An 18,699-nucleotide genomic window follows, 5' to 3' on the forward strand; every position below is an offset into this window, starting at 1 on the left:
ATGCTCCCTTTTTGTTATTTCGCAATAGGTTAGCTCGGTTTAATTTGTGAACGCCCCAAGCAAAGCGCATAATCGTTAGCGACGGGTTAATCCATGGCAACGTATATGAATATTGCGCGTGTAAGGCAGCTGGTGGCTGAATTAGAAACCGAAATTCCATTTATCATTGGTATTCGAAGCAAACAGGATTATTTAGCGGCTCTGAACTTGGTCGACGATTTAATTGGCGACCAAGAGACTAATGGGTTGTTGCTCGACTTACTCGTCTTGAGGATTAGCGAGTACGAAGCACAAAGCGACGAATTCAAAGATTTTAACGATACGGTGAATAACACCGATAAAGGCGCAGCAGTATTGCGTGTTTTAATGACTCAGCACGGCCTAAATAATAGCGATTTTCAAGACGAAATCGGCGATGCTGCAACTGTATCCATGATAGTCAATGACAAGATGCAATTGAGCCTTACCCATATCCAAAAGTTAGCCGCGCGTTTTAATGTCCCCCGTGCGCTTTTCATTTAAAAAGCTAACACCCCATAACAAGGGCCGCTCGTTGTCATATAGCTATAGGATGATTGGCGACTCTACGTTGTTAAGCTTAAATCACTAAGGAATGACTATGTTATATCCAGTGGCCATCGAAACTGGCGACAACGAACACGCCTACGGGGTTACCTTTCCCGATTTACCCAACTGCTTTTCAGCTGGCGACACGCTAGACGAAGCGCTTAACAACGCTCATGAGGCCGCTAAAATGTTTCTCGAAGATTTGGCCGAACGCCAAATACCACCGCCACAGGCAAGCCAACTAGAGGCGCTAAAAATGGCACCTGAATACCATGGCTGGTCATGGGCGATTATTGACGTAATCATTGAGCCCTATTGAGGTTCGCTGTAAACGCTACATACGCGAACGCATGGAGTTCATGCTTAATGACCCTGTCGCTTCCAGTAAAGGGATTTACCAGACTGCTATGTTGCGGAACCAAACAACGTCTATAACATCGGGCCAGCCTAACCCGCCCTTTTCGCGTTAATAGACACGACATTGTCAGCGGGATTAATCAGTAAATCTAACCAATCGCACCACATATCGAGTGCAGCTTGTTTTTCTGGTAAGTATTGGCTGCGGTTATAAATAGCCATAACACCACCAAGGGTATGCCCTAATAGCTGTTCGACCACATAGGGGGCAACGCCTAAATCGTTAAGCTTGGTTGCGAAGGTTCGCCGCAAATCGTGTAATGACCAACATTCATTTTGCTTTAGTTTTTGATGAAATTTACTGCCAGAAGCACTGACCGTTTCACCACTTTTAAGCTCCCCTAAAAGGTAACCCGTATGGCCGTGGCGTTTATAAAGTAAATCAAGCAACGGCCTTACTTTAGCTGGTATGGGTCTGATGATGATCTTATCAGTTTTGCTGTGGGCTTTTGGCACTGTCCAAATGCCGCGTTCTAAGTCCCATTCATCAAAGGTTGATAGCCGTAACTCCTGTGTACGGGCACCAAAAATGATTAAAAACTGACACAGATAGCGCATATATAAACTGCCTTGCCGCTCACGAATTGCACTTAATAAATCGTGTAACTCAACATCGGTTAACACCCTATCTTTTTTCCCCTGTTTCTTGCCTACGTCACTGGCGATCAAATCATCAAGCACATGACTCACAGCATACCGCCTAACTCGGCAATACCTCAGCGCCTGTTTCGCATTTTGTAGAATTTGGCCTGATGCTACAGGGGCTGGCTTCTGCTTGCCCTTAATGCCTTTACGGATACGGTCAAAACACTCAATCCAATGGCGGGTTTCCGTTTGTTCTAATGGAAAATGACCGATGTAGGGGTATAGATGAAGTTCAAACTGCTTAAGGCACTTAGCTACGTTGACGCGATTCTCGCGGGCGTATTCATCTATCCAGTAGTTAAGCGCTTGCCTAACAGTAACGGGGGCTAATGATTTTTCTCGCCCCATAGAACGCTTAATTTTGGGATCATGCCCTTCAGCGAGCCATGTGCGGCATTCCTCTGCGATATCCCGCGCCTTGCTGAGCGATAGGTCAGGATAGCTGCCTAAGTCCATTCGCTTATTCCGACCTTGAATTTTATAGCGATACTGAAAGCGGATTTTACCTTCTTTAGACACTCGTACGCCAAGACCTCTTCCATCAGACAGCTCTAGCGGTTTAGGTTGAGATTTACCGTTTAAGGCGCGCAGACTGGTTTCGTATAACATGGCATTTTTCACTCAATAAAGGCAGAAAAAGGGTCAAATCCATGTACCCCCATATGTACCCTCATGTCATCATAGGAACCAATACGTATCAATACCAACCAAGACACTAAAATCCTCTTAGCTGTTGATAACTAATAAAAACTTATGTGAAACAGAGACATGTGAAAACCATTGAAAACACTAAAATGCAATCTATGGCATGAACTAATCTTTTAGATTAAGTGATTGTTAGAAAAGGGGTTAACCTGCAAGGGTTAGCCCCTTTTCGTATTATGTGTACGGCAATATGTACCCCAAATGTTGTCTTAAAGCCCCAGTATCTGTTGCAGCTCTTGATGGGAATTCACTTGATAATGTGGGGTGATCCCCGCTGGCGCAGCATGGCCATGGACGTTGTACCAACAAGTATGAATACCGGCATTGATACCACCTTGGATATCGGAATGGGGATTATCACCCACCATTAATACTTGCTCACGCGCTGGCCGCCCCATCAACTCAAGTGCATGCTCAAAAATACCCACATCGGGTTTGGCAATGCCGACTTTTTCTGAAATAACTAAAATATCAAAATGATGCTGCAAGCCTGTTCGCTGTAAACGCACCGTCTGCAACTCAGTAAAGCCATTAGTAATAATCCCCAGCTTAGCCTTACCTTGCAATGCCGATAGCAATTCGCGCGCACCAGGCAGCGGCGCACAAATCTCAGCCATAGCAGATAAAAAGGCACTATTGAGCGCTTGCGGCGCTACCGCAAGTTTGGCAGCCCAAGGCTCGAAACGTGTGGTTTGCAATTCGGCAGCAGTGATTTTACCGTCTTGATAGTCAACCCATAGCGGTTTATTAACTAACTGATACTCATCAAAATCCGCTTGAGTAAAATCGACCCCAAACTCACCAAACATCAACTTAAGCCCTTTTAAGGCATCGAAATAAAATAGGGTTTCGTCGGCATCGAACAGAATCCATTGGTATGGCAATGACATAGGAACTCTCTTTCTAACAAAATAGCTAAGCTCCATTCCTATGCCGTTCAGAGGCATCAGAGAATGGTACATCGGCAATTGCGGCACTGCTGCGGCAAGTTGCCGAACAGTAATCAAGATAAGCGATAAACAATGAGTGATGAATCCAAAAATAACGAGGCTTCACAGTCAACACCCGCAATCTGCAAGTGCATTAGTCTACCTTGCATCAAGGGCAATGATAACCACGATAATAAAAACTGACTGTTGAGGTATTATCAACAATAATGGCAGGGGACAAGATAATCTAAGGACACCATGGAGCAATTTTCGGCATTACCCATTTTTGTCACTGTGGTCGAATGCGGTAGTTTTTCTGCGGCGGGACAAAAGCTTGGACTGAGCAAATCAGCCATCAGCAAACGAATCACACAGTTAGAGCAACACTTAGGGATTCAACTATTACAACGCACCACCCGCAGCTTAAGCCTAACCGACGCTGGCGCGCGCTATTTCGAGTACATTCGCCCGGCTGTAAAGCTCACCCAAGAAGGATTGGATGCCATCTCCGAATTGCAGCAAACCCCTAGAGGCAATTTGCGGATTTCAGTACCTATGGTGTTTGGACGCAGATATATTGCGCCATTAATAGCTGAATTTTTAAGGCGTTACCCCGATATCCAGCTGCAAATGCAGATGGATGACAAGACCACAGATTTAATCGCAGGCGGCTTTGATTTAGCCATTCGTATCGGCGAACTGCCCGACTCCAGCCTTATCGCCCGTAAAATTGCCCCTTGTTTAAGCGTTATTTGCGCGTCCCCCGCGTATCTCGCGCAGCACGGTTTACCCAAGACTCCTAGCGAGTTAACTCAGCACAACTGCTTGTTTTACAGTTACTTTCAAGATGGTGTGGAATGGAGTTTCGACAGTCCCGATGGCGTGCAACGTGTTCAACCCAAAGGCAACTATCAGGTGAATAATAGTGATGCCATCCATCAGGCCTGTCTCGATGGTCTTGGCATCGCCAACCTACCGCGCTTTATTGTTGAGCCAGCTCTGCAAGCCGGACATTTACAGGCGTTACTCACTGACTATCACCTCCCCGAACATGGCATTTACGCCGTGTACCCACAGCGAAAATACCTCCCAACCAAAGTGACGGTATTGATTAAGTTTTTGATGGAGAAGTTGGCGAATGACAAAGTTAGATAAATTTCAAAGTGATAGAACAATTTTGAGTAGTGGCTCTAACTGATTGAAAATCAGCCACTCTCAATGCTACATTAAAGGGCGATTTAACAACCAAGGATGGAGAATGAACCAAGAATCACTTTTTGAAGATTTACCTGAAGTGGACACAGGTAAGTATGAAGCAAGCATGTTATCCAATCAGAAATTTTGTGATCAAGTAGAACAATCCCTTGTAGCGCTAGGCTTTTGTGAAGCACAAGGTGTTCCATCTCAAAACGAGTTCCTTAAAAATGTGCCTTATACAGATATGTATGGTGGAATTCGAAAGGCAGCCTTCTTAGTACAACATCAAACACTAGGAGCAGTCCGAATTGAAGCTCACAAGCAAGAGCAAAGCGGCTCTGTCGATCAAAAATTTCCTTTTTTCCTAGAGTCTCTCCGCCTCGCACCAGAGCAAAATTTAGTCATTTTACTCGGTGGGAAAGGCTATAAACAAAAAGCTTTTGACTGGATAAAAACTGCTGCAAGTAATATTCAAGACAAACAAATCAAAGTCTTTAGTGACCTTGATGAATTTATTAATTTTTTCGTTTCAAAATAACCAAAAGGGTCGAACAATTTCGACCCTTGCTTTTATTGAATCACACCAATCCCACAATTTATCAAGTACTTATAGGTATAATCATAAAACTTGGGATCTCGAGTCTCATCTGATTTATCGCCTTTAGGAACAAATATCACCATGCCCTGACGAGCCCGAGTCAACAATACGCGATAAGCATTTTCAAGATATCTCTTACGTACAGCTTTATGCCGCATTTCCCATTTAGTTCCTCTAAATTCCCAATGCTCAAACACTTGGCCGTTGAAACGATAATCAGCATCCCAAGCAACGACACACCAGTCTAGCTCTAATCCTTGTACGTCAAACTCGGTGGCTACATCCTCTAAAAACTCAGCAGAACGAATATCTTCAACTCCACTTAAAAACCACTTTGCAGGATCTATCTCATTTTTAACGAAAATCCCTTCAGCTTTAAGCCTAATGCCGTTAGAAGAAGCAAGAACTCCCATAGATTCATTAGCTCTTCTGTGCTGCCGAACCCAAGATTTAGCCTTAGCTAAATCGCGAGTGACTTTGATTGGGTAGACATGCTCTAGATCTTTATAAACGCTAATAGCAAGCCCGCATTGCCCAGCTACCAAGTAATGAATAAAACTGGACAACTTTTCAGCACGGAAAGATCGCATGGATGTGGCAAGATGTAAGTTAGGTAAGACATTCGCCCTTGAAACCGCATTCAGATCAACCCCTAGCGAAACATACTCACCTGACAATAAAGCTGTGGAAAAATAGACATCCCAATCTAAGAACTTAGCCTTAAGCGCATCCAACCAACCAGCTAGTCCTGCCTCACCTTTATTAATCTCCTGTCCACCACCAACTAGCGCAATAATAAACGCCCAGTCTTGACGACGGTCCATTACTTCGATGAGAAATTCAGGCTCTGATTTATCAAAGTCGACAATACCTCGCTTACGACGCATAAAATCGCTTGCCTGCTCTTTATCCCACGCCCGTTGAGCCTCATCAAATATGGCCACTTTTTCAGGCGGCACGCCACCATGCAAATATTCATCCCTAAAGCGATGGATATTTTGAATAAATGATTCAGTCTCCTTTCTAGTTGCACTGATAGAATCACCAGTTCTAGAAGATCGATCCCTAGCTAAGGCTTCCTGTAATACCGCCACCAAGGGGCCATTACCACTGAGGAAAACAGAATACTCATTCTCTTCCCTGTTTGCGTGAATACTCGCAATATTAAGCCCTACAAGGGTTTTGCCCGCACCCGGAACGCCGGTAACGAAACAAATTATTTTTCGCTTATTGATACGAGCATCGTGAATCAACTGAAGTAATTGCTGGCTCGTTTGCCCAAGATTTTGTGTATCCGCTTCACTACGAGCAATATCTTCGACATTGTGCGACGCATACAGAGCTTGTGCAGCTTCGATAATGGTTGGCGTCGGCAAATAACCAGAATCAGCCCACAAGTTTGGATCAAAAGTAGGTTGATTCAACCGCTCAGCAATTAGGCGCATTCTTGAAAACAATTCACCGGGCGAAATACACAAAGTCGAAGCAACATTATCGCCTGCGAATACTGGATTTTCCGATTGGCTGGTCGCGTTGGTGGCGACAAGCAGAGGGACTAGATATTTATCATGACTACCGCGATGAAAGTTCTTTAAATCTAAGGCATATCCATGAGCCTGCCTCATATCGGCAGCGGTAAATGCTGTTGCGCCCACTTTAAACTCTACTACAAAAACAATCCCTTTAAATATCATCACGACATCGGCACGTCGCCCCATTCGTGGGATCATAAACTCAATAAAGATATGTCCTTCAGTCACATTGTTCTGGGCCAAATTATGTTTGAGAATGCCGATTTCAGCAGTCCAAGCGCAGGTTTGCAAATGCTGTAAAGGCTGGGTATGGGCTGCGGATATCAGTCCGGTAATCGCATGGGCCTCTGCCGACAAAAAATCTTTAAAACTCGCCGAATAAAATGCTCGTTGAGTCATAATGATCCCTCAACGGTAAAATCTAGAAGTTGTTTCGCGGGAATATCTAAGGCTTTAGCGAGCTTGAATATATTAATCAAACTCACATTACGCTGACCACGTTCAATGCCGCTGACATAGGTTCTGTCCATGTCAGCTTTTAATGCAAGCTGCTCCTGCGAAAACGATCTCTCGAGTCGCAAACTTTTTAGATGAGTACCAAATGAGGTAAGCAAATGATCTTCCATGAATAATCCTGTGAAGAGTTTTCATGATGATCTTTACTTGTAGACAATACGTCTACGGACTATGAGTCACATTCAATATCAAACACATAATGATTTGGGCATAAGATCACACAGGGTAATCACTAACAAAATGCAAAATGATTATTGGCGCGGAATCCATCTACTGCCCACTCGGCAATAAGTACCTCGTACTTCGGCCGCCGGCGTCGGCTTTCACTAAAAAGCCTTGCTCGACCATTTGCGCAAGGTGACGGGTGGCGGTGGCGCGGCTCACCTTCGCAATCTTTTGATACTGGCTACTATTCATCCCTAGTTCAAAATCGCCATCTAACATCCGATTGAGCACTTTGGCTTGCTCTTGACTCAATAAGGATTGGTCGACACTTTGCCAATACTGAGTTTTCGACAGCGTTCTGCTCACATCTGCCATCGCATTGAGTAAGCAATCATTGAGGGTTTCAAAAAACCAGACTAACCAAGGAGTAATATCTACATCGCCCCTTTGAGTGGACTCTAAAATATCATAGTAGGTTTGGCGACGGGCAAGAATACTGACCGACATAGCGTAAAAACGAATCGAGCGTTTCTCCGCTTGCGCTAGAGCTAAATCAGTCAATAAGCGCGTGATGCGCCCATTACCATCATCAAGTGGATGCAGAGTAACAAACCAAAGATGTGTTATCGCCGCACGTATAAGCGGATCTAAAACCTGCGCTTGCCGTGAAGCATTAAACCATTCGATAAACTGCGAGAGTTCAGCATCCAATGCCGCTCTAGAGGGTGCCTCAAAATGCACTGTTGGTTTATCAATCCGGCCTGAGACAACCTGCATAGGTGTATCGCCACGCAGCGTTCCGCCAATAACGGGGTTAAACAGCGTATAACCCTGGGGAAATAACTGTTTATGCCAACCTAATATCCGCTCAAGGGTTAACTCTGTATCTAAATTTTTTAAGGCATCGAGCATAATGTCGGCCAAACCATCGGTTTGTGCCGTGGTCGGATACGGTTTGTCTTCGGACACACCGAGTTTTTTAGCCAAGGATGAGCGCACCGAAGCCGCATTGAGCTTTTCACCTTCAATAGCACTGGAATGGATAATGTTAGCAAGCAAGGTGTTGAGTGCCGCCGCTGAGGTTAACTGGCTGTCGTCGTGACTTAGCATTTGCTTGCCAAGCAGTTGGCCCTGATTGAAATAGACCTGACGCAGCAAGGCATCAATGCTGCTGGCATTCCAATGAAACTTAGGCCAATCGGCTTGCTGCCAAATCCACATATCCTACCCCATGAGTCAAATAACAAGCCTATTCTACTCACACAATGAGTCAATTAACAAACTTATTCGCCTCAAAAAATGAGGCAAATAATGCAAGTAATCGCCTCAACTTGCCCAACTGCTTCTAGCATAAAGGGATTTATCCTGTTGATTGCCTCTACAACGCAATACCGACGCAACGCTAGCTTTGCGCTACCAAAACCTGTGCACTGCGATATACTGCCAACGTTGATAAAACGCTAATGTTAAACCCCAATTTACCTACCCATCGCGACTACGCTGACAAGAATGCCGAGCCAAATCCATGCCTGATAACCCAACTATTGCCACCCTTCCCGATTCTCAAAGGCATAACCATAGTGAAGATGTGCAGCTCAATCAGCCACAGTGCGATTCGACTAAACCAAATGAAATCAGGCCAAGCTTACTCGCGCCGAATGCAACCAAACCGAGTGCAATTAAGCCAAATGCAATTAAGCATGAATCGGTTGTTGCCGAGCAAAAACAGAAGGTTATTTTTATCGGCTTGCCCCGCACGGGGACGACGAGCGTAAGCGTGGCGCTATTGGAGCAAGGCTTAAAAGTGGCACATATGGCGTTTACTAAAGCAGCCTTTATGCAGGCTGATGCGATTTCCGATGCGCCTTGTTTTAGTGATTTCAAGCAGTTGGATGAATTATTCCCCGAGGCCAAGTTTGTTTATCTTGACCGCGAGTTAGACTCTTGGGTGCCGTCGATGCAGATGTTACTCAGCCGAATGCTGCCACATTTGGATGCCAAAACTGGCCGATTCCACCCAATCATGAAGCGCAGCTTTCGCCATAGCTTTGGCGTAGGAATGGTAGAAAATCCGCAGGATGAACAACATCTTATCGATTGTTATCAGCGTCATAACGCTGAGGTGGTTAACTACTTTGCGGGCAGACACGACTTACTCAGTATCGATGTGAGCCAACAAGGTGCCCTCGGTCAGCTATTGGCTTTTATGGGCCTAGCCGCTAGCGAAAATCAGCAGAACTTTCCTAAGCTCAATGTCGGCCGCAATGTGGCCAGTTGGGATGAATATAAACACCCGAATAAGATCAGCGCCAATGCCTCTGGGCCAGACAAACGTAAGTTCTTTGATTATAAAATCTAGGGCCAAGGTTCTAGGTTCTAGGTTCTAGGTTCTAGGTTCTAGATTCTAGATTAATCATTATTTTTCCGACGCTTGACCACAGTTAACCAGTCGAGACTCACGCCCGAAATCGCATTAAAGCCGCGGATACGGAAAATAAGTTGCAGTAACTGCGGCCGAGGCCTGACTTTAGGTTCGACCGAGCGCGGAATAAACCACAGTGTCACAAATGCGCGCAGTATGGTCGATACTAAAAACACCACAAAAATCGGGCTACTGAGCCAAGCATTCCAACCCGACCACACTAAAAAATCCGCCGCATGGGAGGCAATCGTGCCACCGACCATGGCTCCCACAAACACCAATCCCGCACTGAGTGACGCTTGCAACGCTGCATAGGTGGCAAAGTCACTACGAAAGGGGCGAATATCATAAAGGTAATTGGCGGTACTTAAGGTAAAGCCGCTCCACGCCAGCCCAGAAAATGCCTGAATAAGGAGAATATACAGATAGTTATCGGAAAACAGCCATAACAATGGCAAGCTTGGGATCAGGCAGCTGGTAATAATCATCACCAAACGATTGCCGAATTGATCGCTAAATCGCCCCCAAAACTTTAGCGTCACAAATTGAGTCGCTATCGAGGCTACGCTCGCGAGCACAAACTCGATGTAGCTAAAGTGCAGGTCTTCTAGCATATACACAGCGAAAAACGGCGCCGATATGGCGACCATCGCCTGCATACTGGCCACAAACAAGCTGTACTGGCGAAAGGTTTTATCCTTCCATGCGCCGCGAAAGTTACCAATGGTTTGGATAAACACGCCGCGCTGCTTGGCTTCGCGCGGATCAGGATCGTGCATTTGCAGTAATAACCAAGCCGAGACAAAACGCCCCATAGCGGCAATCGAAAACAGCAGCGTAAAACCCAACCAGGCCATTTGCTGCGAATCGGTCAAGGTCAGAATGCCACCGCCAATAAAGAATACACTTAAGGATGCGCCCATAGTGAGTCGGGTACGCGCCGCGAAAAAGGCGCCGCGGCGACGTTCAGGTACAATCGACCCCATCCACGCGCGCCAATGGGGTTGGATAAGATTAATAAAACCGTGGTATCCCACGGCGAGCGCGATAAATATCCATACTGCATGCTCAGGCCGAAAGGCCGCTAACGCACCCATTCCTAATACCAACACAGCCTGTAAAGCAGCACAGTAAACGATAAAACTACGACGGGAAAAGTGACTCGCTAACCAGACAGAAACTAACTGCGACATCGCCCCAAAGAGCTGAGGTAATCCAGTAACAAAACCCATTTGCGCAAGACTAGCACCGAGAAAAATCGCGTAAGCATTAAAAAAGTTATCGCTGGTTGCCGTCATCATCGACGAGGCAACGGCTTCCTGCTGTGAACGACGCAGAGTACATCTTAACCAGAGATTTCTGGCGCTACGGCGCGCGCAAGTTAATGCAGTGGGTACTTCGTGGTTGCCCATTCCAAGCCAAATCCATATGAGACTGAGGGTTTTTGATGGGGCAATTATGTCGTATATAAGCAAAAAACAAAACGCCCCGTTTGGGGCGTTTGCTAAAAGAAAGCAGACTAGAAACAGGCTTTAAGTTCAGCCTCTTGGTCGAGCAGGCTTTGATACAAGGTAAACTGATTCGCCGCTCTATCCAGATTATGACCCTCACGGTGCACGTGGAAATACACGTCGCCATTGAGATAATCCGTTAAAAAACGCACGCCGATCATCAGGCAAATGACTCGCGCCCCAAGCCAAAGGCTGCGTTTTTCGACCTCAGTTAATACCTCGGAGAGCTCACTTAAATAGCCACGGCAAATGGCGGCAAAGATCGACTGGCGCACTTTAACATTTTCAAGGGCAGTAGAATCTTCTTCCTCGGGCGAACAGAAAGTACGCACCATATCGCCAAAGTCATACATTAGATGACCTTTCATGCAGGTGTCTAAATCGATAATCGCCATGCTCGACATGTCGCGCTTATCAAACAACATATTGTTGATTTTCGTGTCGTTATGGCAGATCCGCAGCGGTAACTGCGGCGAGATTTCAGCCAGTTCATCCAATAAACTCTGCTGTGACAGCGCGTAATCGACCCATTGACGGCACGACTCTAAGCGTTTGGCTTTATCCTGCTGCACCGCTTGGCGCAGCATTTCCATCCGCCCAGGCAAGTGATGAAACTGCGGGATCACATCTTCAAGCTCGGTGGCGTCAAAATCACTTAATGCACAGGCAAAGTGACCAAAAGCCTTGGCGGCCATTTCAGCCTGCGCTTCAGACTTCACCACTTCGATACTTAAACTATGGGGTAAATAACTGATCGCACGCCAAAATCCCTGCTCACCTAAGTCGATAGCAAGTTCACCCTCTTGGGTAAGACAAGGGCTGACCACTTGCAGACCATATTGCTGTTGCAAAGCCTTGGCGCATAAATGATGGCTGATCTTATCGGCATTGCTCACCAGCGCCTGCGGCGTCTTAAACACTTGAGTATTAATACGTTGTAAAACCAACTCGCCCGTAGGCCAACGCACCAATAAAGTATCGTTAATATGACCATTCCCTAACGCTGAGATTTTTGCCTCGTCGGCTTCAATTCCAAAATGAGGCAACACTGACTGCCTAATGAGTTTTATCACCCAATAACTCCATTAATTTTTGCTTTACCCAGACAGTATCCTGCGGATAGGTCACACCGAGCCAAGGTTCGCTGGCCACATCAACATTGACAGGCACACCTTGCTCAATCCCCGCCTGAACCACAGCGGGCAAATAGCATTCCGATTTCGGCAATTGGCCCTTTTGTTCAATAAATGCGGTTAATTGCTGTTTAATAACATTAAATATGCTTGGCGAGAAGCCCCAACAGGTCATCGACACCAGCGACTGTGGAGGAAGCTTTGCCAAGCCCATTGGTCCTTCGCCCACAAAACCATCATCTTGCGCTTGAATATTTAACCACTCGGCGACAGAGCGTAACTGCCCCTGTGCAACTTGGCATAAGCCACGATTTACTCCGCCATGCTCAGATAAGGTCAGCTCGATAGGATAAGCCACCATCATCCAATCGTTAGGTCTGGCGGTTAATCCCTTCGCGAGTGAGGCAAAGGCGCTGTCACCGTAAAAATCGTCGGCATTGATCACCGCCATTGGCCCTTTTACCCAATCGCGGGCACACCAAAGCGCATGTGCTGTTCCCCAAGGTTTTAAACGATGGCTGAGATCAGCAAGCTTTGCGTCTTGTGGCAAATCACTTAATGACTGGTAACAAAAGTGATATTCAAAGTTTGCGGGTAAAAAGTGCGTCAATATCCCAGTAAGTTCCGCCTCAAGCTCTGGGCGGATCACTAAAACAGCGCGCTGAAATCCACTGCGAATAGCCGATAAAATAGATAACACCAACATGGGTTCGCCAGAAGGCCCAAGGGAGGCTAATTGCTTGTCGCCACCAAAACGGCTTCCTAGCCCCGCCGCCATAATGACTAAGGTCAAATCTGTATTCATGTGGGATTGAGTTTTCAGTTCGTATTAAAGAAATTTTCCCGAACCTCGCCGTCATCGGCTATGCGAGCGCATGTAACACAAGATTGGAGAAAAAGAGGAGCAAAAGTGTAATCTACCCCTCTAATCCTGACTAGCATTTAAGCTGATTTTTTATCTATTTAACGGGCTAAATAAGTTCCAAAGGCGCGATTTGGCTCTAAAACCGCTTGGCTACCCTTTAAACTGAACTTGTAGCCACACAAACCAATGCTGCCACGGCGGGCTAAATCGGTAATGATACTGGCGGTATCCAGCGGCGTGAAACGCGCCTCAGTTGCAGAATCAGCCAGCAAATCCACTGTGATAGTGCGATATTCGGTGCCATTATTAAACACTAATGCACTACAACTCTTATCGCCCTTTGCCGTGGCAATAGACCAAAGGTTTTGCGGCTTGTCGCGTTCACCCAACCAGCGAATAATTAACACATCTTGCTCTAACGCCACCGAAAAACCATCGGGCAGATCTAAGGTCACACGATCGCTTGTAGCAATAGGTGCTGAAGGCACGGAAGGAACGGCTTCTTCGGCCGGCGACTCATCAGCATTAGGCCATAATCCCCACACCAGCAAGACTAACAGCACAGCGCCCACACCGCCGCCAACGGGTAACCAGTAACGGCGTTCCAGCTTAGGTAATGTAGGCAACTTAATATAACGACGATAAGGGGCGAAAAACTCCGCAACGCCCCTAAACAATTCGGTCATAGAACCGGATTCTTTAGCTTCGGCGCGGCGCCGACGTACTTCTTCAGCATGCTCGGTATCATTAAATACTTCAGCATCGTCATCGGGATCAAAGCGCCACACCGGCTCATCACTGTGCTCAGCAGGATCAAGCGGAGCACGCTTAAATTCCTCTCCCTGCAAATCCACTTGAGCTAAATCGACCTCGGCGAGGTCGATTCGCGTTTGCTCTACTCGGCTCGGATTAGCGGGATGAAAATCGGCATGCCCTTCAATTACAGCATCAGGCACCACAAAATCCGCTGGATTGGCAGTCATCTTGGTTAAGGCATCAAAGCGCAGCTCATCTTGGCGCAACACCTCAAGTTCTGGCTCAGCAACAGCAGACGAAATAGTTGGCTCTGTCTGGGAATAAGCTTCTGCCGAAGCCGCAACAGGAATATTTGCAGATACATCAGGCACCGCATTTTGCGCAGCAGCAGCCTTTGGCGTGATCACAGGTTCAACTCGGCGACGGGGGATCGCCTGCGAGATAGGCGCATCGAGTGCGGGTCCATAATAACCAAAACGATAATCCACTATGGTTGGCGACTTCAAACGGGTTCCCCAGAAAGTCGCGCCAGCCCCCAACACTAACCCTAATATCGCCAATACTGGTGGCGCAGCCACAATATACAGCGCCAGTAAAATCAGCAGCGGCAACATAAACACCACCACTAAAACCTTAGGCTTGGCGGCATCAGTTAAACGACGCAGCGCCGTGAGGGCAAGCAAAGGTAGGCCCACTAGCGCTAAAAGATACATTAAAAAGTTCGCCCCAAATGCGGCGACAGCCAATGAAATGCCTAAATAGACACCAACACTGATAGCAACAAAGCGGGGGCGGGAATCACGCCCGTGAAGGCAGAAAAGAGATTTTAACAGCACGACCCTTCCTTTATAGTGAAATAATCCAAGCGCACACGACCTTAAATGCCGTATAGGCATGAGCGTAACGAATTTAGCTGCAATTGTCAGTGCAATATGGCGCTAGACATATAAAAATGCTGATACTAATAGGCTAAAACTAAATTAGGCTTAAATCCTCGATTAGCGCCGATGCTGATGTGTAGAGATTTTAAACAAGCAAGCTCGAGCTAGCACTTAACCGCTAAAATCGTCCAAGGGAATTCGTGTCGACCACAAAACCACCAATTGAGTGCCATTGGTAGCTAGCCTTTTTAAGGTCAAAATCTGTATAATACTCTGCTTTCTTGGCCCTTCTTGTGTTAACCAACTGGATATTTAGCTCATGACCGCACGCGGAAATTTATTTATTGTGTCAGCGCCAAGTGGTGCGGGTAAATCCTCGCTAATTTCGGCATTATTAAAAGACAAACCTGCCGATATGCAGGTTTCAGTATCGCACACCACCCGCGCGCCACGCCCAGGTGAAGTTGATGGTCAACACTACCATTTTGTTAATGTTGAAGAATTTAAAGCACTGATCGCGCAAAATGCCTTTTTTGAGTGGGCCGAAGTGTTTGGCAATTATTACGGCACTTCGCGCCATGTGATTGAGCACACCTTAACTCAAGGTATTGATGTGTTCCTCGATATCGACTGGCAAGGTGCACAGCAAGTCAAAGCTTTAATGCCAGAAGCCGTGGGCGTATTTATTCTGCCACCCTCACGGGATGAGCTAGAGCGTCGCCTGACTAGCCGCGGCCAAGACAGCCAAGATGTGATCGCCAGCCGTATGGCACAGGCGGTTTCTGAAATGTCGCACTATAAAGAATATGATTTTATTATCGTCAATGACGATTTTGACACAGCACTGGCGGATCTGCGGGCGATCATTCGCAGCCAACGCTTAACGGGTGCTAGTCAGATCCACGCGCAAAATGATATGCTTAACGATCTGTTGGCAGGCTAACTGCCATAGTGTACAATTTTGCGTCATTTTTTCCCTAGATAAACTGGAGTTTCAACACATGGCTCGCGTAACTGTAGAAGACGCCGTAGAACAAATCGGCAACCGTTTTGATATGATCCTGGTTGCGGCGCGTCGTGCTCGCCAAATCGCCGTGCAGGGTAAAGACCCTATGGTTGAAGAGATGAACGACAAACCAACGGTTATCGCCCTGCGTGAAATCGAACTAGGTTTAGTGAATGCTCACACTTTAGATGCTGATGAGCGTCAAACCGTGCGTGAGCGTGAAGCTGCTGAAATCGCAGCTGTTGCAGCTATCGCTGAAGGCCGTTCACTATAAGTTTGATTGAGTCACACCTGTTTGGGTAAAGGAGAGCTGCCACTTGTATCTGTTTGAAGGTCTAAAGGAGTCTGCTTCCGGTTACTTAGAACCTGAACAGGTAGAATTGCTCAAGCAGGCTTACCAAGTTGCGCGTGATGCCCATGAAGGGCAAATGCGCACTAGCGGCGAACCTTATATTACCCATCCGGTTGCGGTTGCCCGCATCCTCGCCGAAATGCGTCTCGACCATGAGACGCTGATGGCGGCATTGCTGCATGACACCATCGAAGATACCTATGTCACCAAAGAAGATTTAGCCGAGCGATTTGGCGAATCGGTGGCTGAATTGGTTGAAGGGGTGTCTAAGCTCGACAAGCTGAAATTTCGCGATAAGAAAGAAGCTCAAGCAGAAAACTTTCGCAAAATGATGATGGCGATGACGCAGGATATCCGCGTTATTCTCATCAAGCTTGCCGACCGCACCCACAACATGCGCACCTTAGGCGCACTGCGTCCTGACAAACGCCGTCGTATTGCCCGCGAAACCTTAGAGATTTACGCCCCCATTGCCAACCGACTCGGTATTCACAATATCAAGACTGAGTTAGAGGATTTAGGTTTTCAAGCCTACTATCCGATGCGCTATCGGGTACTAAGGGAAGTGGTAAAAGCGGCTCGAGGCAACCGTAAAGAGCTCATTCAAGGTATTGAGGCCGCGGTACTCACCCGCTTAAACGATGCGGGCATTAAGGGCAAAGTCAAAGGCCGCGAAAAAAACCTCTACTCCATCTATAACAAGATGCAGAGTAAAGAGCTGCAATTTCAAGAAGTCATGGATATCTATGCCTTCCGCGTAATTGTCGACTCCATCGATACGTGTTATCGCGTGCTCGGTGCGATGCATGGCCTGTATAAACCACGTCCAGGTCGCTTTAAAGATTATATTGCTATCCCCAAAGCCAACGGCTATCAGTCGTTACATACCTCGTTATTCGGCCCCCACGGCGTACCCGTCGAGATCCAAATTCGTACCGAAGATATGGATCAAATGGCCGATAAAGGGGTTGCGGCCCACTGGGCTTACAAAGGCGGTGCCGATGGTCAAGGCACCACCACGCAAGTGCGTGCCCGTAAGTGGATGCAAAGCTTGCTGGAACTGCAACAGAGCGCCAGCACCTCCTTCGAATTCGTGGAAAACGTCAAAACCGAACTCTTCCCCGAAGAGATTTACGTGTTTACCCCCGAAGGTCGCATTTTAGAATTACCGGTTAACGCCACCGCCGTCGACTTTGCCTATGAAGTCCACACCGATGTGGGTAACACCTGTGTCGGCGCCCGCGTTAACCGCCAAGCTTATCCGTTAAGCCAGCCATTAATCTCCGGCCAAACCGTTGAGATCATTACCGCTAAAGGCGCGCGTCCGAATGCCGCTTGGCTTAACTTTGTAGTGACGGGTAAAGCCCGCGCCAAAATCCGCCAAGTGCTCAAGAGCCTAAAAGCAGACGATGCTATCGCCCTTGGCCGCCGTTTGCTTAACCATGCGCTAGGTAAAACCAAACTCGATAGCATTCCTGCCGAGCAGATTGATAAAGTTGTGCGCGATACTAAGCACGCCAATTTAAATTCCTTACTCGCCGACATCGGCCTTGGCAATGCCATGAGCATAGTCATCGCCCAACGTTTGATTGGCGATAATTTAGAGAATCAAGAGAGCCGCGATTCTCACCTGATGCCAATCCGCGGCGCCGAAGGCATGTTAGTGACCTTCGCCAACTGCTGCCGCCCCATCCCAGGTGATGCGGTGATAGCCCACGTGAGCCAAGGTAAAGGCTTAGTCGTCCACATGGAAAACTGCGCTAACATTCGCGGTTACCAAGGCGAGCCAGATAAATACATTCCCGTACAGTGGGACAATGTCGAAGGCGTCGAGTATCAAGCCAATCTGCGGGTGGAAATTGTTAACCACCAAGGCGCGCTGGCGAAGATCACCTCGATTATCGCCGCCGAGGGCTCGAACATTCACAACCTTAGCACCGAAGAGCGCGATGGCCGCGTTTACTTGATTAACCTGCGAATTTCGGTGAAGGACAGGATCCATTTAGCTAACGTGATGCGCCGTATCAGGGTACTGCCCGAGGTGTTGCGTACATCCCGTAATCGTTGATCATTACTTTAGAGAGAGCGTCATGGCAGAAAAAATCATTATCGCGACCGAAAACGCCCCAGCGGCAATTGGCACTTATTCTCAAGCGGTTAAAGTCGGCAACACAGTATATTTATCCGGCCAAATCCCACTGGTGCCAAGCACAATGCAAATCGTGAGCGATGATTTTGAGGCGCAAGTTGTGCAAGTGTTTGAAAACTTAACGGCCGTTTGTACCGCAGCCGGCGGCACAATCAACGATATCGTTAAGCTCAATATCTTCCTGACGGATTTAAGCCACTTCGCAAAAGTGAACGAAATCATGAGCCGTTACTTCAGCCAGCCTTACCCAGCTCGCGCCGCTATTGGCGTGAAGCAGTTACCCAAAGATTCGCAAGTCGAAATGGATGGCGTGATGGAGCTGTAAGCTTCAACCGATATGAAAGGCGCTTAGG

18 protein-coding genes are annotated in these 18,699 nt (G+C 47.1%); 9 read left to right on the plus strand and 9 right to left on the minus strand.

The features are described 5' to 3' along the window. The first annotated feature begins 93 nt into the window (after window positions 1-93). Both HG547_RS08475 and HG547_RS08480 read left to right on the plus strand, forming a co-directional pair. Window positions 94-522, plus strand: coding sequence for a helix-turn-helix domain-containing protein (locus HG547_RS08475; RefSeq protein WP_241406601.1), 429 nt, complete (start codon window positions 94-96; stop codon window positions 520-522). 97 nt (window positions 523-619) lie between these two features. Next, window positions 620-886, plus strand: coding sequence for a type II toxin-antitoxin system HicB family antitoxin (locus HG547_RS08480; protein WP_088211932.1), 267 nt, complete (start codon window positions 620-622; stop codon window positions 884-886). 128 nt (window positions 887-1,014) lie between these two features. On the opposite strand, the gene HG547_RS08485 is transcribed toward HG547_RS08480, so the two are convergent. Next, complete coding sequence (locus HG547_RS08485; protein ID WP_169547600.1) at window positions 1,015-2,238, minus strand: site-specific integrase; 1,224 nt, start codon at window positions 2,236-2,238, stop codon at window positions 1,015-1,017. Between the two features lie 305 nt (window positions 2,239-2,543). Further along, window positions 2,544-3,281, minus strand: coding sequence for a pyrimidine 5'-nucleotidase (yjjG, locus tag HG547_RS08490; RefSeq protein WP_169547642.1), 738 nt, complete (start codon window positions 3,279-3,281; stop codon window positions 2,544-2,546). 240 nt (window positions 3,282-3,521) lie between these two features. Between yjjG and HG547_RS08495 the strand changes: the two genes are divergently transcribed. Together HG547_RS08495 and HG547_RS08500 are read left to right on the plus strand one after the other, a co-directional pair. Next, entirely contained in the window at window positions 3,522-4,418 is an 897-nt protein-coding gene (locus tag HG547_RS08495; protein WP_169547601.1) for a LysR family transcriptional regulator, read from the plus strand. 103 nt (window positions 4,419-4,521) lie between these two features. Further along, entirely contained in the window at window positions 4,522-4,998 is a 477-nt protein-coding gene (locus HG547_RS08500) for a PD-(D/E)XK nuclease superfamily protein (RefSeq protein WP_047534281.1), read from the plus strand. A 32-nt stretch (window positions 4,999-5,030) separates the two neighbouring features. Here the strand turns inward: HG547_RS08500 and HG547_RS08505 are convergent, their stop codons facing one another. The 3 genes from HG547_RS08505 to HG547_RS08515 all read right to left on the minus strand — a co-directional run bounded on the left by HG547_RS08505 (window position 5,031) and on the right by HG547_RS08515 (window position 8,492). Then, window positions 5,031-6,989, minus strand: a complete 1,959-nt coding sequence (locus tag HG547_RS08505; RefSeq protein ID WP_169547602.1) for a DUF2075 domain-containing protein — start codon at window positions 6,987-6,989, stop codon at window positions 5,031-5,033. Beyond that, the gene (locus HG547_RS08510; RefSeq protein WP_011624886.1) at window positions 6,986-7,216 is read right to left on the minus strand and encodes a helix-turn-helix transcriptional regulator; all 231 of its coding nucleotides are present in this window, start codon (window positions 7,214-7,216) and stop codon (window positions 6,986-6,988) included. The genes HG547_RS08505 and HG547_RS08510 overlap by 4 nt, the downstream gene beginning before the upstream one ends. A 160-nt stretch (window positions 7,217-7,376) precedes the next feature. Then, window positions 7,377-8,492, minus strand: a complete 1,116-nt coding sequence (locus HG547_RS08515) for a Fic family protein (RefSeq protein ID WP_169547603.1) — start codon at window positions 8,490-8,492, stop codon at window positions 7,377-7,379. A 304-nt stretch (window positions 8,493-8,796) separates the two neighbouring features. Here HG547_RS08515 and HG547_RS08520 point away from each other — a divergent pair, with 304 nt between their 5' ends. Next, complete coding sequence (locus HG547_RS08520; protein ID WP_169547604.1) at window positions 8,797-9,630, plus strand: sulfotransferase family protein; 834 nt, start codon at window positions 8,797-8,799, stop codon at window positions 9,628-9,630. Between the two features lie 50 nt (window positions 9,631-9,680). Here the strand turns inward: HG547_RS08520 and HG547_RS08525 are convergent, their stop codons facing one another. The 4 genes from HG547_RS08525 to HG547_RS08540 form a co-directional block, all read right to left on the minus strand. Continuing rightward, a complete protein-coding gene (locus HG547_RS08525; protein ID WP_169547605.1) occupies window positions 9,681-11,105 on the minus strand; it encodes an MFS transporter in 1,425 nt (474 codons plus the stop codon). 107 nt (window positions 11,106-11,212) lie between these two features. Then, the gene (locus HG547_RS08530; RefSeq protein WP_055647870.1) at window positions 11,213-12,277 is read right to left on the minus strand and encodes an aminoglycoside phosphotransferase family protein; all 1,065 of its coding nucleotides are present in this window, start codon (window positions 12,275-12,277) and stop codon (window positions 11,213-11,215) included. Continuing rightward, window positions 12,261-13,142 carry an NTP transferase domain-containing protein gene (locus tag HG547_RS08535; protein ID WP_169547606.1) on the minus strand — a complete coding sequence of 294 codons (882 nt, stop codon included), beginning with the start codon at window positions 13,140-13,142 and terminating at the stop codon, window positions 12,261-12,263. The genes HG547_RS08530 and HG547_RS08535 overlap by 17 nt, the downstream gene beginning before the upstream one ends. A 158-nt stretch (window positions 13,143-13,300) precedes the next feature. Continuing rightward, window positions 13,301-14,794: a hypothetical protein gene (locus HG547_RS08540; protein ID WP_169547607.1), complete on the minus strand. Its 1,494-nt coding sequence runs from the start codon at window positions 14,792-14,794 to the stop codon at window positions 13,301-13,303. 364 nt (window positions 14,795-15,158) lie between these two features. Here HG547_RS08540 and gmk point away from each other — a divergent pair, with 364 nt between their 5' ends. Genes gmk through HG547_RS08560 form a run of 4 tightly spaced genes read left to right on the plus strand, consistent with a single transcriptional unit; the run spans window position 15,159 to window position 18,671 of the window. Beyond that, window positions 15,159-15,782 carry a guanylate kinase gene (gene gmk / locus HG547_RS08545; protein WP_169547608.1) on the plus strand — a complete coding sequence of 208 codons (624 nt, stop codon included), beginning with the start codon at window positions 15,159-15,161 and terminating at the stop codon, window positions 15,780-15,782. A 58-nt stretch (window positions 15,783-15,840) separates the two neighbouring features. Next, a complete protein-coding gene (rpoZ, locus tag HG547_RS08550) occupies window positions 15,841-16,119 on the plus strand; it encodes a DNA-directed RNA polymerase subunit omega (protein WP_007651394.1) in 279 nt (92 codons plus the stop codon). 43 nt (window positions 16,120-16,162) lie between these two features. Continuing rightward, complete coding sequence (gene spoT / locus HG547_RS08555; RefSeq protein ID WP_037413695.1) at window positions 16,163-18,265, plus strand: bifunctional GTP diphosphokinase/guanosine-3',5'-bis pyrophosphate 3'-pyrophosphohydrolase; 2,103 nt, start codon at window positions 16,163-16,165, stop codon at window positions 18,263-18,265. A gap of 22 nt (window positions 18,266-18,287) precedes the next feature. After that, the gene (locus HG547_RS08560) at window positions 18,288-18,671 is read left to right on the plus strand and encodes a RidA family protein (protein WP_011070722.1); all 384 of its coding nucleotides are present in this window, start codon (window positions 18,288-18,290) and stop codon (window positions 18,669-18,671) included. The last annotated feature ends 28 nt before the right edge of the window (window positions 18,672-18,699 follow it).

Origin of the sequence: Shewanella sp. DNRA4 (assembly GCF_012843185.1) — a bacterium.
GTDB classification, from domain to species: Bacteria; Pseudomonadota; Gammaproteobacteria; order Enterobacterales; family Shewanellaceae; genus Shewanella; species Shewanella xiamenensis.

What these genes read in the sequence shown, in the direction of transcription:
- HG547_RS08475 (WP_241406601.1), top strand. Translation starts at nt 94, where the DNA reads ATGGCAACGTATATGAATATTGCGCGTGTAAGGCAGCTGGTGGCTGAA.
- HG547_RS08480 (WP_088211932.1), top strand. Translation starts at nt 620, where the DNA reads ATGTTATATCCAGTGGCCATCGAAACTGGCGACAACGAACACGCCTAC.
- HG547_RS08485 (WP_169547600.1), bottom strand. Translation starts at nt 2,238, where the DNA reads ATGTTATACGAAACCAGTCTGCGCGCCTTAAACGGTAAATCTCAACCT.
- yjjG (WP_169547642.1), bottom strand. Translation starts at nt 3,281, where the DNA reads ATGCCTCTGAACGGCATAGGAATGGAGCTTAGCTATTTTGTTAGAAAG.
- HG547_RS08495 (WP_169547601.1), top strand. Translation starts at nt 3,522, where the DNA reads ATGGAGCAATTTTCGGCATTACCCATTTTTGTCACTGTGGTCGAATGC.
- HG547_RS08500 (WP_047534281.1), top strand. Translation starts at nt 4,522, where the DNA reads ATGAACCAAGAATCACTTTTTGAAGATTTACCTGAAGTGGACACAGGT.
- HG547_RS08505 (WP_169547602.1), bottom strand. Translation starts at nt 6,989, where the DNA reads ATGACTCAACGAGCATTTTATTCGGCGAGTTTTAAAGATTTTTTGTCG.
- HG547_RS08510 (WP_011624886.1), bottom strand. Translation starts at nt 7,216, where the DNA reads ATGGAAGATCATTTGCTTACCTCATTTGGTACTCATCTAAAAAGTTTG.
- HG547_RS08515 (WP_169547603.1), bottom strand. Translation starts at nt 8,492, where the DNA reads ATGTGGATTTGGCAGCAAGCCGATTGGCCTAAGTTTCATTGGAATGCC.
- HG547_RS08520 (WP_169547604.1), top strand. Translation starts at nt 8,797, where the DNA reads ATGCCTGATAACCCAACTATTGCCACCCTTCCCGATTCTCAAAGGCAT.
- HG547_RS08525 (WP_169547605.1), bottom strand. Translation starts at nt 11,105, where the DNA reads ATGGGCAACCACGAAGTACCCACTGCATTAACTTGCGCGCGCCGTAGC.
- HG547_RS08535 (WP_169547606.1), bottom strand. Translation starts at nt 13,142, where the DNA reads ATGAATACAGATTTGACCTTAGTCATTATGGCGGCGGGGCTAGGAAGC.
- gmk (WP_169547608.1), top strand. Translation starts at nt 15,159, where the DNA reads ATGACCGCACGCGGAAATTTATTTATTGTGTCAGCGCCAAGTGGTGCG.
- rpoZ (WP_007651394.1), top strand. Translation starts at nt 15,841, where the DNA reads ATGGCTCGCGTAACTGTAGAAGACGCCGTAGAACAAATCGGCAACCGT.
- HG547_RS08560 (WP_011070722.1), top strand. Translation starts at nt 18,288, where the DNA reads ATGGCAGAAAAAATCATTATCGCGACCGAAAACGCCCCAGCGGCAATT.